The organism is Nostoc sp. CALU 546 (genome assembly GCF_048836525.1).
The window spans coordinates 51,385-69,768 of the sequence record NZ_JAWJTF010000018.1 but is presented as its reverse complement, the minus strand read 5'-3'; the positions used below and the strand labels follow the sequence as shown (position 1 = coordinate 69,768).

General features: G+C 40.8%; 10 protein-coding genes. 6 read left to right on the top strand and 4 right to left on the bottom strand.

The window, feature by feature from the left end:
- Window positions 1-192 precede the first annotated feature (192 nt).
- On the bottom strand, window positions 193-627 hold the full coding sequence (locus tag RRG12_RS11900; RefSeq protein WP_069071697.1) for a hypothetical protein: 435 nt from the start codon (window positions 625-627) through the stop codon (window positions 193-195).
- 183 nt (window positions 628-810) lie between these two features.
- Window positions 811-3,795, bottom strand: a complete 2,985-nt coding sequence (locus tag RRG12_RS11895; protein WP_420759415.1) for a valine--tRNA ligase — start codon at window positions 3,793-3,795, stop codon at window positions 811-813.
- A gap of 596 nt (window positions 3,796-4,391) precedes the next feature.
- Here RRG12_RS11895 and RRG12_RS11890 point away from each other — a divergent pair.
- From RRG12_RS11890 to RRG12_RS11870, 5 genes are all read left to right on the top strand, one after another.
- Window positions 4,392-9,824, top strand: coding sequence for a trifunctional serine/threonine-protein kinase/ATP-binding protein/sensor histidine kinase (locus RRG12_RS11890; RefSeq protein WP_420759414.1), 5,433 nt, complete (start codon window positions 4,392-4,394; stop codon window positions 9,822-9,824).
- A 632-nt stretch (window positions 9,825-10,456) separates the two neighbouring features.
- On the top strand, window positions 10,457-10,729 hold the full coding sequence (locus RRG12_RS11885; protein ID WP_069071700.1) for a GlsB/YeaQ/YmgE family stress response membrane protein: 273 nt from the start codon (window positions 10,457-10,459) through the stop codon (window positions 10,727-10,729).
- A gap of 484 nt (window positions 10,730-11,213) precedes the next feature.
- Window positions 11,214-12,896 carry a DUF262 domain-containing protein gene (locus RRG12_RS11880; protein WP_420759413.1) on the top strand — a complete coding sequence of 561 codons (1,683 nt, stop codon included), beginning with the start codon at window positions 11,214-11,216 and terminating at the stop codon, window positions 12,894-12,896.
- A gap of 377 nt (window positions 12,897-13,273) precedes the next feature.
- Entirely contained in the window at window positions 13,274-14,104 is an 831-nt protein-coding gene (locus RRG12_RS11875) for a metallophosphoesterase (RefSeq protein ID WP_069071701.1), read from the top strand.
- 192 nt (window positions 14,105-14,296) lie between these two features.
- Window positions 14,297-15,130, top strand: a complete 834-nt coding sequence (locus RRG12_RS11870) for a metallophosphoesterase (protein ID WP_069071702.1) — start codon at window positions 14,297-14,299, stop codon at window positions 15,128-15,130.
- A gap of 517 nt (window positions 15,131-15,647) precedes the next feature.
- Here the strand turns inward: RRG12_RS11870 and RRG12_RS11865 are convergent.
- Both RRG12_RS11865 and RRG12_RS11860 read right to left on the bottom strand, forming a co-directional pair.
- Window positions 15,648-16,388, bottom strand: a complete 741-nt coding sequence (locus tag RRG12_RS11865) for a hypothetical protein (protein WP_069071703.1) — start codon at window positions 16,386-16,388, stop codon at window positions 15,648-15,650.
- A gap of 249 nt (window positions 16,389-16,637) precedes the next feature.
- Complete coding sequence (locus tag RRG12_RS11860) at window positions 16,638-17,249, bottom strand: J domain-containing protein (RefSeq protein ID WP_420759412.1); 612 nt, start codon at window positions 17,247-17,249, stop codon at window positions 16,638-16,640.
- Window positions 17,250-17,278: 29 nt separating this feature from the next.
- Between RRG12_RS11860 and RRG12_RS11855 the strand changes: the two genes are divergently transcribed.
- On the top strand, window positions 17,279-18,376 hold the full coding sequence (locus RRG12_RS11855) for a tocopherol cyclase family protein (RefSeq protein WP_420759411.1): 1,098 nt from the start codon (window positions 17,279-17,281) through the stop codon (window positions 18,374-18,376).
- Window positions 18,377-18,384: the final 8 nt, after the last annotated feature.

Here is an 18,384-nt window from a genome sequence, read left to right as displayed (position 1 = left end):
ACCTAATGTAGAGACGCGAAATTTCGCGTCTCTACACGCTTGTGGGTACTGTGGCTTTATAGGCTAATACGCTTGGGTTAAGGGCTACTGGCAACAATTTTGAGTTTTTGAGACGCGATAAATCGCCGTCTCTACAAGTGTTTTTGCTCATTCTGAACTGTATTGCTTTATAGGTAACACAACTGCAAACTTTTAACTTTCCTCTTGGGTATAACCATTTTTCTCGCGTTTGAGGCTTTCTTCTAAGGCTTGAATTTGTTCACGTCTGGCTTCTAATTCCAAGGAACGCCTTGCTAAGTCTTGGTTTTGCAACGTCAAGGATTGTCGCCAATGTTCTGCTCGCTCGGCTTCGTGCTGCAAAAATTCTGGGGTAATGCCGATGGTGAGGTAGCTTTGTACCAGATGGAGTACCCAGTTGGTGGCGTCTTCTATTCTTTCAATATCGCCTGTAGGGGAAAGTTCCACTAAAACAAGCAAGTTCTCACTCATGATCTTTCCCTTTCCCAACAGAATGAAAGCCTCTTCGGGAATTATCGCCCACAAGTTATCAGCTTCTTGACGCGCCAATAAGCGTAACTGGTGCTGGTCTAAAAAATCGTTTTTACGCACCTGGGCTAGATATAGCATGAGGGTCGCTTCGCTCCACAATTCAAAATTAAAAATTCAAAATTAATAAAAAATTAATAAAAAATTAATAAAAAATAAGTGCCAGACATTGATATTTTGATTTTGTTCATTCGTAATGGGTAATTGGGAATTATTGTACATTCCATTACCCATTACAGTTATCCTAAGCCACGTTGGCGATCGCTACGACAATCCCTTCAAACGCTCGCGCAAAATTTCTGCTTGCTTCTGTGCTTCTGCTAAAGCTTCCCGCGCTCCCTGTACTACGTCGGCTCTAGCTCTATCTACGAAACTAGGATTGTTTAATCTGGTACTCAGGGATTGAACTTCTGCTTCAGCTTTACTCAAGCTTTTTTCTAGCTTGGCACGCACAACTTCAATATCTACCACACCGCTGAGAGGAATTAGCACTTGTATTGTACCAATTACACCTGCGATCGCATTTTCCGATTCTTGTGGTTGTTCTAATTCTCTCTGTGGGAAAAAGCGTCTCCATAACCTAAGTCTCGCTTGAGCAGTCAGTAAATTTTGGCTCACAAACCAAGCTGTGTAACCAAAACCAACTAGTTCAAAGAAAGTTCCGACAATGGGAATGTCATCAATGGCATACCCAACAGCTAAACCCAATCTACCAAAGACAATGGCCACAATAATTAAGCCAATTATCTTCAAACCCCTTTGAGGTTTTTTCGCAGCAACAGTTTGGTTTTCTTGCTTGTCAGTAATAATTAAAGTCTCAACCTTAGCCAAATCTTTAATATAAGACTGTCCAGCAGTAAGAATTTCCCGCTCCTTCTGGCTTTCAGTTTGCAAATTCGCTGTTACTTTAACCCCTGGTTTAATATCCGCTTCAGCCCGCAAATTCCGAATTGTGCGGATAGTAGCAATCAGCAATTCAAATTGTTCTTCTAAACCTAAGTCAATCAGGTTTGCATCTATCTGGGGATATAGTTGCAATGGTAAGGTTTGTGGTGAATCTGGTGGTTGTTGGGTGAGAGTTTGCCAAATTTCTTCAGTAATATGAGGCATGAAGGGATGAAGCAGTTTCATAATCCCTTCCAGCACATAACCAAGGGTTTGCTGTGCTACCTGCCGCGATGCGGGATCGGCATCTGCTTGCAATCTGGATTTCACCAATTCAATATACTGATCGCAGAAATCACCCCAAATAAACTCGTAGAGTCCTTTTGCTGCTTCCCCTAAACCGTAATTATCGATGTAATTCGTGGTTTGTTTAACAACTTGATGATACCGCGAGATAATCCAGCGATCGCTCAATTCGGTAGCGACTGGGTTCCCCAATTGTTGCGGTGTTTGTCCATCTAAATTCATCATCGTAAATCGGGCTGCATTCCACAACTTGTTTGCAAAGTTGCGCGATGCCTCCACCGATGCTGATTCATCCTTTTTGCGATCGTATTCCAGCCGGATATCTTGACCCGCACCAGCCACTTCCCTAATTAAAGTATACCGCAAGGCATCAGTACCATATTTGTCAATTAATAACAATGGGTCAATACCATTACCTTTGGTCTTTGACATCTTCTGACCTTTTTCATCCAGCACCAAGCCGTGGATGTAAACGGTTTGGAAAGGCATTTGCTCAGTAAAATGCCCAGCCATCATTGTCATTCTAGCTACCCAGAAAAAGATGATGTCAAAACCTGTTACCAAAGTTGTAGTCGGGTAGTAAGTTGCTAAATCCTGAGTTTGTTCCGGCCAGCCCAAAGTCGAAAACGGCCAGAGTCCAGAAGAAAACCAAGTATCTAGCACATCTGGGTCTTGTTCTAACTTGACATTTTCGCCAAATTGTGATTTAGCTTTCTCCCAAGCTTCAGTTTCCGATTTCGCTACTACAAAGGGCGTGTTATCGGTAATTTGCCCATCCGTTTCACTGACAGCGTACCAAGCAGGAATTTGGTGTCCCCACCATAATTGCCGAGAGATACACCAATCTTTGAGTTTTACAAGCCAATCACGATAGACCTTTGTCCAGCGTTGGGGGACAAACTCTGGGGAAGTTTGCTGGTCGAGGAATTCGAGAGTGTTGTCAGCGAGGGGACGAATTTTGACAAACCACTGAGTTGAGAGGAGGGGTTCAATAGGTACTTTACCGCGATCGCTGTAGGGAACGGTATGCTTATAATCTTCTATCTTCACCAGAAAGCCATCTGCCTCTAGACGAGAAACCACATTCTTTCTAGCAACAAAGCGGTCTTGTCCTTGAAACTCCCCGGCATTGGCGTTGAGAGTGCCATCTTTATTCATAATGTTGATAAAGGGCAAATTGTGACGCTTACCCATGTCAAAATCGTTCGGGTCATGGGCGGGAGTCACTTTCACGCAGCCTGTGCCGAAAGTAGGATCAACGAATTCATCGCCAATGATGGGAATTTCTCGTTGTAAAATGGGCAGAGTTAGAGTTTTGCCGATGAGGTGTTTATAGCGATCGTCATTGGGATTAACTGCTACTGCCGTATCACCCAGCATAGTTTCTGGTCTAGTTGTCGCCACCTCTACAAAACCGGAACCATCGGTGAGAGGATAGCGGAAGTGCCAGAGATTGCCATTAACCTCTTGATTTTCTACTTCTACATCAGACACAGCCGACTGAGAAGCTGGACACCAGTTAACTAAATATTCACCACGATAAATTAAGCCTTCCTCGTAAAGACGAGTAAACGCCTCGACAACAGCTTTAGATAAACCCTCATCCAGGGTAAACCTTTCCCGTGACCAGTCCACCGAGACACCCAAGCGTCGTAGCTGATTCAGAATCGTTCCCTCAGACTCCGCTTTCCATTGCCAAGCGCGTTCTAGGAACTTTTCACGCCCCAACTCGTAGCGAGTTTTACCCTCTGTCTTGAGTTGCTTTTCCAGCATACTATGCACAGCAATGCTGGCGTGGTCAGTTCCGGGTAGCCACAGGGTATTGCGCCCCTGCATCCGGTGGTAGCGCACAAGAGTATCAATCAACGCACTTTCAAATGCGTGTCCCATGTGCAAACTGCCGGTGACATTCGGCGGTGGAATGACGATACAGTAAGGTTCGCCGCCTTTATTAGGGTCAGCTTTATAAACTTGGTTGTCTTCCCAGAATTTTTGCCACTTGGCTTCAGTGGAAAAAGGGTCGTAGAGACTGGGAAGATTGGGAATGGTTGCGGTCATGCGGGGCAAACTAACTATGGAAGGACTCTATTGGCACTCCCTGACCTGAAGGTGCAGGGATTCTTGATTCAACGAGTCCACTTGGGTTAGACCCCTTGCGGTATCTAATCCAGAGGTGGTTCTCTCCTCAAGCGTTAACTTTCCGAGTGCCCCTCGGTAGTTGGATGATTCCAAAATTTGTTTGATTTAAACTCTGATCGCCTAGTCCCCATGAAGATTTTACCTATTCCTGGGTTGTTCTAGAACTATGGAATAGAACCCCATATCTTCAATTGTCAAGGTACAGATTGCCGTTAGGCACTTAGGTTTTTATACAGGTTGATTACCGTTCCTGTTAAGCCCAATCTTACCAGAACGTGACTGAGGCGTAAACACCTCAAACCGTTTTCATCACGCAGTCTGAAGTACGGAATACGGCGCTGTGCGCCTGTTCCTCAAGGGTTGGAGAGGGTTTGATGGAAACGTAGATATCAAGGGTATCGTCTTCTCTGCAAGAGGCTGCACATTGGCGAAATGTCTCCCAGAGAAGACGCTATCTGTAAGTATTGCCATGTTTTTGGGAAACCTAAATACTGAGGTCTCAAAGATTAAGCCCTATGGTCAGCATTCCCGGATATCACGTTAGCGAAGAACTCTACAATGGTTCTCGAACCTTAGTTTATCGTGCTAATCGAGAAACTGATCAAAAATCTGTGGTGATTAAGCTGATGAAAACTGCTTATCCCAGCTTCAGCGAATTGGTACAGTTTCGCAATCAGTTCACCATCGCCAAAAATTTGAATATACCTGGAATCATCCAAACCTATAGTCTGGAACCCTATCAAAATGGCTATGCGTTAGTGATGGAAGACTTTGGGGGAATTTCTCTTAAAGAATGGGGAGTAGGGAGTAGGGAATGGGGAGTGGGGGTAAGGGTAGAATCTCTGATGGAATTTTTACGAATTGCGATCGCACTGTGTAATGCATTAGATATTCTAATTCGTCATCGGATCATTCACAAAGATATTAAACCCGCCAATGTTTTAATTAATCCAGAAACTAAAGAAGTTAAGTTAATTGACTTTAGTATTGCATCTCTGCTGCCACGGGAAACTCAAATTCTTATGAGTCCTAATGTGCTAGAAGGGACACTCGGTTATGTATCTCCAGAGCAAACTGGAAGGATGAATCGGGGGATTGACTACCGGACTGATTTTTATTCTTTGGGTGTAACTTTTTACGAGTTACTATCAGGGGAATTACCATTTCAATCGCAAGATCCGATGGAATTGGTACATTGTCATATTGCCAAGCTTCCACCAGTTTTAGGGGAGAGGGGAGAGGGGACAGGGAATAGGAAAGAGATTCCGCAAGTGTTGTCAGACATTGTGATGAAACTGATGGCGAAAAATGCCGAAGACCGCTATCAGAGTGCATTTGGGCTGAAATATGATTTAGAAAATTGTTTGGCTCAACTGAAGGAGACGGGGAAAATTGTCAGTTTTCCAATTGCTCAACGGGATGTGTGCGATCGCTTTATTATCCCAGAAAAACTCTATGGTCGTGAGCATGAAGTTGAAACTCTGCTAAAAGCCTTTGACCGTGTTACCAACAACCAAACTGAACTAATGCTGGTGGCTGGTTTTTCTGGTATTGGTAAAACTGCAATTGTTAATGAGGTTCACAAACCCATTGTCCGGCAAAGAGGCTACTTCATTAAAGGCAAATTTGACCAATTTAATCGTAATATCCCCTTCTTTGCTTTTGTCCAGGCGTTTCGAGACTTAATGGGACAATTACTAAGTGAAAGTGATGCCCATTTGTCAACTTGGAAAAATAAGATTTTACAAGCACTGGGTGAAAATGGGCAAGTCATTCTTGAGGTAATTCCAGAACTAGAACAAATTATTGGTCAACAACCATCTGCAACGCAACTGTCATCAAGTGCAGCACAGAATCGGTTTAATTTGTTATTACAAAGGTTTGTTAAAGTATTCACTACCAAAGAACATCCCCTAGTCATTTTTTTAGATGATATGCAGTGGGCAGATTCAGCATCAATGAAGTTGATCCAGTTACTAATGAATGAGTCCAAGGAAGGATATTTGTTATTAATTGGAGCTTATCGAGATAATGAAGTGTCTGCTGCTCATCCATTAATGTTGACATTAGATGAGATTGCTAAAGCTAATGCTACTATTAACAAAGTTACATTAGCTCCTCTGAGTGAAGCAAGTTTAAATCAACTGGTTGCTGATACCCTAAAATGTTCACTACAAAACACACAATCTTTAACACAGCTGGTATATCAAAAAACCAAGGGCAATCCATTTTTTAGTACACAGTTTTTCAAAGCTTTGCATGAAGACCAGCTAATTAAATTTGATTTAGAGACCGGAAGTTGGCAATGTGATATTGCCCAGTTAAAGGCGTTAGCTCTGACAGACGATGTGGTTGATTTTATGGTATTACAGTTGCGAAAATTGCCAGCATCAACACAGAATATTTTGAAACTAGCAGCTTGTATTGGTAATCAATTTGACTTAGCAACATTGGCGATTGTTTCTGAAAATTCCGAGACTGAAACCGCAACATCCCTCTGGAAAGCACTACAAGAGGGATTAATTCTGCCACAAAGTGAAGTTTACAAATTTTATGTCGGGCGAGAAACACAGGATTTAGTACACAGTTCGCTAACTGTAAACTATAAATTTTTACACGATCGCGTTCAACAAGCAGCTTATGCATTAATTCCAGAGGATAAAAAACAATCCATCCATCTGCAAATTGGTCAACTGCTATTAAGCAAAATACCTATTAAAAAGCAGGAAGAGAGAATTTTTGAGATTGTTAATCAGTTGAATATTGGTGTAAAGCTAATCACTAGACAGTCTGACAGAGATAAATTAGCACAGTTAAATTTGCTAGCTGGTCAAAAAGCCAAACTATCCACGGCTTATACTAATACGATCGAATATATTAATTGTGGTATTCAGCTATTGAGAACAGATAGCTGGCAACAACAGTATTCACTCACATTAGCATTATATGAAGAAGCTGCTTCAGCAGCCTATCTCATGGGTCAATTTGACCAGGTAGAAGAGTTTGTTAAGCAAGTGCAACACCATGCTAAAACTTTACTAGATCGGGTTAAATCGATTGAGATTCAAATCCAATCTTATTTAGCTCAGAGTCGTTTTGATGATTCAATTCGGACTGCGATCGCACTGCTAAATCTCTTAGGCGTAAAACTATCTCATCAAGCGAATCAAACGCAAAATTTATTAAGTTTAGCTAAAACCAAATTAAGATTTTTAGGTAAATCTCCTTTAAGTTTAATTGATTTAGCTGACATGACGGGGGACAAACAACTGGCAGCAATCCGAATTCTAGCTAGTACGAATTCAACGGCTTATATTGCTCGTCCAGATTTATTGCCACAAATAATTTTGAGCGAAGTCAATTTATCGATGCAGTACGGCAATGCTGCTGCATCTGCATTTGGCTATGCCTGGTATGGATTAATTGAGTGTGGCATTCTGGGAAATATTGAGACAGGTTATGAATTTGGTCAATTAGCATTGCAAGTCCTCGAAAAATTTCATAGTAAAGAATTAAAAGCTAGAACCTTCTTCATTGTTCAAACATTTATTAATCACTGGCATCAACCCCTTAAAGACACAATCGCACCGTTAACTGAAGCCTATCAAGTAGGTTTAGAAACAGGAGATATTGAATATGCAGCTTGGGCTAGCTATAGCTGTAGTTTTCATGGATACTTGATGGGACAGGAATTGGCTGAGTTAGAAAAACAGATGGGTGACTATGCTGAAGTCTACAGCCATTTTAAACAAGAAAAACCTCAGATATATATTAATTCATTTCGTCAAGCCATCTTGAATTTGTTGGGACAATCTACTAATCCTAATTACTTATCAGGTGATGTTTATGATGCACAAACTATTCGCCCTTTACAACAGCAAGCAGGCGATCGCACTGGATTGAGTTTTAGCTATGCCAATGAACTCATACTTTGCTACCTGTTTGAAAATTATACCGGAGCATCTGAAGCCGCAATTCATGCAATGACCTATTTAGATGGGGTAACATCGGCGGCAATTGTACCAATAGTTTATTTTTATGAGGCGCTAACCCAATTAATTCTCTATCCAACAGCAACAACTGCCCAGCAAAAACAGATTCTTAAAAAAGTAACTTCCCATCAGAAAAAGCTGAAAAAATGGGCGCATCATGCCCCAATGAATCATCAACACAAATTTTACTTAGTTGAAGCAGAACGGCATCGGATTTTGCAGCAAAAAAACAAAGCAATGGAACTGTACGATCGCGCCATAACTCTAGCTAAAGAAAACGGATATATCCAAGAAGAAGGCTTGAGCAATGAGTTGGCTGCCAAGTTATACCTCGACTGGGGCAAAGAAAAAATCGCCCAAGTTTATATGCAAGAAGCTTATTACTGCTACGCTCGTTGGGGTGCTAAAGCCAAAACCGAAGACTTAGAAAAACGCTATCCCCAACTCCTGGTTCCCATCTTACAAGAGCAGCTTAATCCCTTGCAACTGAGATCAACCATCGATACATCATCATTTCCACATCAAACCATCCACACAAATCTTTCTAGTAGCAGTATTTCTGAAGCCCTCGATTTGGCTACCATTCTTAAAGCCTCACAAGCTCTCTCCAGTGAAATTAAATTAGAGCAATTACTCACTATTTTCTTGCAAGTGATAATGGAAAATGCTGGGGCACAAAAAGCTGCCCTACTTGTACTCCAACAGGAGAACTTAACAGTTGAAGCCGTAGCCACCATCAATGAAGGAGTCACTCTACTATCTGTACCATTATCAATCAGCGAAGGCATTCCGATTACACTAGTAAACTTTGTCAAACACAGCTTAAAAACCGTTGTGCTGGATGATGCAACAGCAAAAACTGATTTTATCGCCGATCCATATTTCATTCAGCAACAACCTAAGAGTGTGTTGTGTACGCCGATATTAAACCAGGGTAAAATCATTGGGCTGGTGTATCTAGAAAATCCGCTGACAATTGGTGTATTTACGAGCGATCGCACTGAAGTCATCCAACTGCTATGCTCCCAAGCCGCCATATCTCTAGAAAATGCCCGTCTTTATCAAGAATCTCAGAATTATGCCGATCAACTAAAGCGATCGCTGCAAGAACTTGAGCATACCCAACTACAAATGGTGCAAAACGAAAAAATGGCAACCTTGGGCAATTTAGTTGCAGGGGTGGCACATGAAATTAATAATCCCATAGGATTTCTCGAAGGCAGTCTCAATAATGCCGAAGAGTATACTCAAGACTTACTTGCCCATATTCAATTGCTTAAACAACATCATCCCACTCCAGCGATCGCAGTCATTGAGCATGGCGAAAAAATTGACCTAGAATTTCTGATTGAAGACTTACCAAAGCTAGTAAGTTCGATGAAGGTGGCTTCGGAACGGATTAAAGACATTAGTACCAGTCTTCGCACCTTTTCCAGAGCCGATACAGCCGAAAAAGTTGCTTGTAATCTCCATGAAGGGATTGAGAGTACCCTGTTGATTTTGAAGTATCGCCTCAAAGCTAACGAAAAACGTCCAGCGATCGAAGTCATCACCGAATATGGAAAATTACCACCTGTTAAGTGCTTTTTGGGACAACTAAATCAAGTGTTTATGAACATCCTCGCTAATGGCATTGATGCCTTAGATACATCCATTAGCGGGCTTTCTTTTGCTCAAGCCCAAGCAAATCATCAGCAAATACTGATTCACACCGAAGTATCCAGTGACGAGCGCACGGTAACAATTTACATCAAAGATAACGGTCAAGGGATGTCAGAGGAGGTTAGAGCCAGGATCTTCGACCACCTGTTTACAACTAAAGAGGTTGGGAAAGGAACAGGATTAGGATTAGCGATCGCTCGTCAAATCGTTGAGGAAACCCATAACGGGCGGTTGAGTTGCAATTCTGTGCTTGGCGAAGGAACAGAATTTGTCATAGAGATTCCAGTGTCTTAATAGCTACTAGTACCGCAAGGCGTAATTCGTAATTCGTAATTCGTAATTAATTGTTTGCAAAGGTTTCAGACATTTAAAATGGGTGGCTGATTTACGCCAAACTGTACTAGTGCGATTTCAAAAAATACAGAGATAAAAACGAGGGGAAAAGGGGAAAGGAATAAACAATTCACCCACAAAGGGCGAGGTTTTTATCTTTTCCCCTTACCCTTTTCCCAGCCCAGATAACAGATGAAGAGTGCTTATCCGAACCGTATTGAGAGCTACCTTATTCACAATACAGGTCGATGCATTAGCTTTTCTAATCGTGTGCGCCTGATTTTGCCTCCTTTACATTACTTTAGAGACAGTCTCTAAAAACTTAGCTTAATTCTTCTAGTAGAGGAGAGAGCTAATTAAAAATGCGTATACTGCAATTACCAAGCAATAGTTTGATAAGCCCCTAGTTAAAGACCGACTAGGAGCTTTTTTTATTGATTATCTATCTCAATTGGATCATATTGAAAAAACTTAGTAGTAATTAAACTATTCCTTATGGATATTAATAATTAATTCTGATGGTAGATTGAGTCAGAGATGAAGATTGTTAATATGTATTTGTCGGTCAAAAACGTTTACCAAAATTAACAACAATGAATATTCTTGCTTGGATTGTTTTAGGTCTAATTGCTGGTGCGATCGCAAAAGCTATATATCCTGGTCATCAAGGCGGTGGAATTCTAGGAACAATTGTGTTAGGAATTATTGGTGCTTTTGTGGGTGGTAGTTTAGGTGTATTCTTCAGTACGGGAACCTTAGCTCTAGCAGCTCCTAGTCTTAGCATTCCAGGCATTGCGGTAGCAGTTCTTGGTGCAATTGTCGCAGTTTTCTTGTGGAATTTACTAACCAACCGCAGTGCTGTATAAAAGTAAAATTGCGGTAAATCAATGAGAAAGATTTCGCAAATTCATTTAACTATTTTTAACTGTGAATTAAATTAAAAAAATAGCGTCTCCGTAATTACAGGTAGGCGTTATTTTTTTGATCGCAATAAAATAATCAAAATTAGCGCTAGCTAATAGGCTACTACAGTTCAGATAAGACCTAAACACTTGTAGAGACGGCGATTTATCGTGTATTCAATACCCACTAATAGGCTATGTTACAGCTTAGAGAGTGTTTAAAAGTCAGTAAAGCCTTCATTTTCAGCACAGATATTGCTAAAAATTCGACAGGTAGGAAGATTAGCGATCGCTAAGTGTCGATTTTTCTGTTTTCCTTGGCAATTGCTTATTTTTCCCAATCCCTAAAAAACTGACCAATATTACAACGCCCTGAAATATTGCTGTTTTTAATGGGAAAACTAACTTTAGTAAAGTGCAGTCTACTACACGACTAAAGAAGGTATATATGAGCGCGGTTAAAATTCAAGCTACTGATTATCCTATCTCTAAAGTATTTAGCAATGATTTTGTCTTCACCATTCCTCTATATCAGCGTCCCTATGCGTGGACAACCGAACAAGCTGGAGAACTGCTTGAAGATTTAATTACTGCTTTGGGAGACAGTGACGATAAAATTGATGAGATAAACCCATATTTCTTAGGAAATATTGTACTCATAAAAGGAGATAAACGAGATGCCCAAGTTGTAGATGGTCAACAGCGTTTGACTACACTTACTATACTGCTAGCGGCTTTACGGACATGCGTTTCTAAAGAACACATACATATATTAACAAGATATCTTTACGAAAAAGATGATTTTGATCCTGATGATAACGTTTACCGTTTGAATTTGCGTGAGCGAGATGCACAGTTTTTTAAAGAATATATTCAGGATGAAGATGGAATTGAGAAACTTAAAAATTTACATAGTGCCAAACTATCAGATAGTCGTAAAAATATAAAAGAAAATACATTATTATTTGTAAGGCGCTTACAGCTATTTACTAATAATCAGCTTCTACGCCTAACTCAATTCATAATTAAACGATGTTTTTTAGTAGTAGTTTCTACTCCAGATATTGACTCTGCATATAGAATATTTTCCGTAATTAATAATCGAGGAATGGATTTGTCTCATGCTGATATCTTGAAAGCTGAAATTATCGGTAAGATTCCTCTTGAACAACAGGATAAATATACTACAAAATGGGAAGAGCTAGAAGAAAAACTGGGACGTGATATATTCAAAAGCTTATTCTCTCACATCAGAATGATTAACGTCAAATCTAAGCCCCGTGAAAGTATACTTAAGGAATTCTTAAATGATATTAAACCAATCCATAATCCTCAGCAGTTAATTGATAAAATACTGATTCCTTTCGGTGAGGCTTTTTATGACATTAATAATCAAGCTTATCACAGTGATATTTTAGCTGAAAAAGTAAACCAATTTTTTAGATGGTTACAGCTTATTGATAATTCTGACTGGATACCTCCAGCTATGTTGTACCTTGCTCGGAATTACAGCAATCCTGAATTGTTAGTGAGGTTTTTCACAGATTTAGATCGCCTTGCTTCAGGTTTAATGATTCAACGGGCTAATATTAATGAACGCATAGAACGTTACAGCAAGTTGTTGTATGCTATCGAGATTGGAGAAGATTTGTACGCATCTCATTCACCGCTGCAATTGAAAATGGAAGAAAAGCAATATATTCTCAAAATACTGAATGATGACCTTTATTTAATGAAGAAAATTCGACTTTATGTTTTAATTCGCTTAGATACTGCATTGTCGGAAGGAAAAGCTTCGTATCACTTCCATAACATTACTATTGAGCATGTGCTTCCGCAAAATCCCATTTCTAATAGTGTGTGGGAAAATTGGTTTGTCACTCAGGAAGAACGTGATCAATATGTTAATCGTATAGGAAATTTAGTTTTGCTCTCTTCCTATAAAAATAGTCAAGCCCAGAACTATGATTTTGAACTGAAAAAGCAGAAGTATTTCACGACGAAAACAGGTGTTTCAAATTTTGCGCTAACTACACAAGTGCTGATGGAAAAGGAATGGACACCTGAAGTTATCAATAAACGGCAAGAACAACTAATTGATCGACTAAAACAAATTTGGCGTTTACAGTAGTAAATTACAGGTGCGTAGACCGATAGCGCAAAACCGAAGAGACTCTGTTTTCGAGCTTGTTGTTAGACATCGCATCCAAAATTATACAGCAATCTGGAAAGTGATATCTTCTCTGCCAGACGTTATGCGTAGCTTGCTTCCTCGTAGGGGTATGATGGGCTGCGCCTACGCATATTAACTCTAATATCTAATATTAAGTAGTATTTTTTTTACAAAATAATTTAGTAGTAAATTTATTTTTGATTTTCACTAAGTATAAATACGCTATAACCTACAGGTTTCATAAAATTTTCAATAAGTTGGACTGGTCGCTGCACACAAACCGACGATGTTTAGTTAAGCTGTAAGCGCTATGATTAAAGTTTATTGAACGTCTTATGCACTGGTTGTTATCTGGGCCGTTGAGTATAGAAGAATTGACGGTTAACATTGCAGGGTTGCCTGCATCGTTACAAGGTAAGAAGTTGGTGCAGTTGTCAGATTTTCACTACGATGGTTTGCGGCTGTCGGAAGATATGCTAGAAAAAGCGATCGCAGTTACTAACGAAGCTGAACCAGATTTGATTCTATTAACTGGTGACTACGTAACTGACGATCCGACGCCGATTCACCAACTCGTACTTCGACTCAAACATCTGCAAAGTCGCAGTGGTATCTATGCTGTTCTTGGCAATCATGATATACATTACAAACACGCAAAAACAGAAGTTACACAGGCGTTAACTAGTATTGGAATTCACGTCCTTTGGAATGAAATTGCCTATCCACTAGGAAAAGAATTGCCACTCGTTGGACTTGCGGATAGTTGGTCACAGGAATTTCACCCCGCACCAGTTATGAACCAGCTAAACCCCGACACACCCTGCATCGTTTTATCGCACAACCCCGATACTGCGGAGATATTACAAGCATGGCGAGTCGATTTACAATTATCCGGTCATACTCACGGTGGTCAAATCGTGATTCCCGGAATTGGCCCTGTGGCGTTGTTTTACGAGAAACTTGTAGAAAAAATACCCAAAAAAGTGCGACGTCGATTCCCATTTTTGGAAGTAAATGTTTCTGTAGTCAGCCATTGGGAATGGGCACAGGGTTTTCATCAGCTAGGAAAAAATCAGTTATATGTCAATCGTGGTTTGGGAACTTACCTCCCAGGACGCTTATTTTGCCGCCCAGAAGTTACTATAATCACCCTACAAGGTGAGTAAGCTAATTCAAAATTCAATATAAAAGAATGCAATTACAGCAGGTATTCTGGCTAATGAGTACCTGGCATACATAAATGAAATCAATGAATTAATTGTATCTACAGTAGATGACATAAATTATTGCATTTTATCAAGTTACATTTTGATTTTTGGTAAGCTGTAAGCGCTGGTATGAGGAGTCTCGGTTGCCTTATGCATTGGTTGTTTACGGGACATTTAAGAGTAGATAAAATAACGGTTAAGATTGCACAACTTCCTGCATCTTTACAAGGTACAACGTTAGTGCAGTTGTCAGATTTTCACTACGATGGTTTGCGGCTATCGGAAGATATGCTTGAAGAAGCGATCGCAGTTACTAACGAAGCTGAACCAGATTTAATTCTATTAACTGGTGATTACGTAACTGACGATCCCATGCCAATTCACCAACTGGTGCTTCGATTAAAACATTTGCAGAGTCGCTGTGGTATTTACGCCGTACTTGGAAACCACGATATCTATTACAGCCACTCCAAAGCAGAAGTTACACAGGCTTTAACTAGCATTGGGGTGCATGTGCTTTGGAATGAAATCGCCTATCCATTAGGAAAAGAATTACCGCTTGTGGGACTAGCTGATTATTGGTCACGGGAATTTTACCCCGCACCAATCATGAATCAACTAGATTCTGTTATACCCCGTATTGTTTTATCCCATAACCCAGATACAGCCAAGATATTGCAACAATGGCGCGTAGATTTGCAACTATCTGGTCATACTCACGGTGGTCACATCGTAATTCCGGGCATTGGCCCCCTAGTACTTTATTACAAAAAGCTACTCAAACAAATTCCTAAAAAATTGCGGCGTTGGGTAACATTTTTTCTGGGAGACTGCTCGAAAGTAGTGCGATATTGGGAGTGGGCGCAAGGGTTTCACAAGATAGAAGAAAATCAACTATATGTCAACCGTGGTTTAGGAACTTATAAACCAGGACGTTTATTTTGTCCGCCAGAAGTAACTGTAATTACCTTAATTAGTCATTAACAATTCTGAACTTTTTAATAACTCAAAGCAGAAACCGCCAGAAGCTACGATGGATAGGTATCAGCAGCTTGGGGCGGTTTCTTGAAGATTGGAGAATTCAGAAATAACTAACTCAACTAAGGTGGACAGCATTCGCGATCGCTCTACTCAGAATTGCACATCCTTACATTTCAACTAGGTAGGCATTTTCTGGCTGTGCGTTCTAAAACCTCCAAAACAACTCATTGAACTCAAGGCAAAAACACATTCAATGGATGCCACAACCATAAAGAGCGATCGCAAGAACATTAGAGCAGGAGGCACAGGCTCTAACTTGAAAGTTTTTGTTTAACTTTTAACCTGTTTGTACCTTGCTCTTAATCTAGCATCGTGTTTGTTTAGCTACAAGACACGTTTACTAAACTTTAACAGCATTAATTTATCGCAATAATTCAAAAATATTGCTTAAAAACTGCCCACTTGTTGCGTATTGGCGTGAATACCAACATTATCAAGTGGGCTGAAAGTTCAGAAGCCGTTATTGAGCAGAACCGCCTCCGCCTGTAGTAGCATCACCTGCGGTAGAAGAACCGCTATTAGATGCAGGTGGAGTAGTTTTAGAGGTATCACTTGTCGTGTCTGGAGCGACATTCTTGGGAGAAGTATCGCTCTGCGAAGTCGGAGTGTTATTAGATGGACTCGTGGTCTGGCTCTGTGTCGCATTGGGAGTTGGCTGAGTTACAGAAGGTGCTTTTTCTGCCGCAGGCTGCTGGGGTGGAATGGTAATGTTAATATCCGGTTGGCGAGGTGCAGACGGAGGTGTAGCCTGCTGTTGTGGAACAGGAATAGGAACAGGTACTTCTCTAATTGTTTCGATTATCGTCGTTTGTGGTTGAGGAGATGCACTGGGGGTTGCACTACTATTACTCGGTACAGGAACCACGACTGGTACAGTCTTGTCAACGGCTGCGTTATTCTGCTGGTTGAAGTACCAAACTCCACCTATAACCAAACCAAGCAGGGAAGTAATGATAATACCCAACACTAAACCACCACTAACATTGTTTTCATCACGCTGGGCTAAATCTGCTTGCTGATTGCTACGCTCAGTATTTCTACCTTGTACGTAACCGTTACTGAAAGAGTTTGGATTAACTGTGCTGTTCTTTACGGTTTCAGTGGTTTGCGTCAAGTCAGTGTGAGTATTACCATTAGCATCAGTGTAAGATTCTTGCTTAAATTCACTGTTTTGGCTTTCGCGTTCATTGGGAATAGGCATAGCTATTGATTTCACTCCTCGATATCATGTTGACAAACTAAAGTTTTGTAAAAACAAGAGGTTTTACTCAATTGAAAAATATATGTTGCTGATAAATGTTGGGTTTTATTTGCTACGCGACTGTTGGTGATTCTCAGGATAACCTCTGAGATCAGCAAGTGGCTCTATCTGTAGGAAGTTAATACTTAATCAAGAGAAAGAGTGTCCCAAAGATGGATGTTATTAAGGTGTCACCTGATGGGTAAAACCTTATCTCCAACGCCGATTTAGCCTCAGTAAACTTTTTATCCTCTGACAAAATCTTTCTACCAGAGGTCTAGGCTTTGATACATATCTAGGTGAGCGCGATCTACGTGTACTCCCCGGATTTCTTAACTCTTGTTCTATTTGAGCAGCTTTATTTAAATCTGAAGCGGCTCTATATTCGTATCCCAATTGTGAGCAAACTAGTCCACGATATTTATACGCGTCAACGTAGTGAGGATTGAGACGAATTGCGTGGGTAAAATCTGCGATCGCATCCTCATATCTTCCTTCTGTAGCATTCTCTACTCCTAAAGTATAGAAAGTTTCTGCATCCCAACGATTGACAGATATTTTTGTGGGATTTTTAGGCGAAGATGAAGATGGATTTTCAGAAATGGGAGGCTCAGATGGACTTTCAGATTTGAGCTTATTGTAAGCTGCGTTGATTGATTTGATTTTTTCCTCAGCTTCCTGTTTTTGCTTTTGATCAACAAAGCGATCGGGATGCCAAATTTTCACCAGTTTACGGTAAGTTCGCTTCACCTGTGCTTGAGATGCACCGGGTTCCAGCCCCAGAATTTCATAAGCATGATTGATATCGAGGTCATCGCGCATACTGAAAAAATCGGCAACTATATAGATATATGTTAACTATTCCCCTAAATCTTCTTCAATCAACCCAAACGCCTCATTCTGGTTATCACTGGGATGGAAGTAGTCGCCGCTTCTTTGAAGGCTGGTATTACCGCGTCACGTTACCGGAAATTGGACAAACATTCGCCTTTATGTACTCCATTGAAGACCCCATTGGCGGTAAACCTCACAGTGGTGGTGCAGCCCAAATACTAGGGCCAGATGATGAGTATCTATGCCGTACTTTTCCTGATGTCAACAAATTTTGGGGTAGTCGGGATGTCCTGGGTTTAGGTCATTGGGGTAAAACCAATTTGCAAGTTTCTCCCCTATACCTCCTTCCAGCAGAGTTTAAGCATCATGTACAAGAAGGCTATCAAGCTACAGCCACCTTGAACCAGGGAATAATTTGCGATCGCGCCACCAATAATTATTGCCGTTGGGAGTATGAAATTCAACCAATATACGGTTGGGGAAATCAAAATAGCATTCAGCAATCAACCGCTGGCTGGCTGTCGTTCTTGCAGGTTTTTGAACCCGGATGGCAAATTTTGATGGCTCACGGTTTAGCCAGTGGAAAGATTGACTGGAATGGCAAAATCTACGAATTCACCAACGCCCCAGCTTACGGAGAGAAAAATTGGGGTGGTGCTTTTCCTCAAAAATGGTTTTGGATAAATTGTAATTTCTTTGAAGGCGAACCCGACTTAGCATTAACTGCTGGCGGTGGGCGGCGGGGCGTGCTGTGGTGGATGGAATCTGTAGCGATGATTGGACTGCACTATCAAGGCAAGTTTTATGAATTCGTTCCCTGGAATTCAAAAGTAGAGTGGGAAATTCAGCCTTGGGGTAGATGGCAAATGAAAGCTAGTAACTCTCATTACGAAATTGAATTGACAGGAACCACCAATCTATCTGGTACACCTCTACGTGCGCCCACAGCAGAAGGTTTAAGATACTGTTGCCGAGACACTATGCAAGGAAAGCTAAATTTAGAGTTACGAGAACTAAATGGAAGAAAATCTCAAATAATCCTCAAAGCAGAAAGTCTTCTTTGTGGTTTAGAAGTAGGCGGCGGCTCTTGGGATAATTGTTGGCAGTCTGACTAAAACTACTG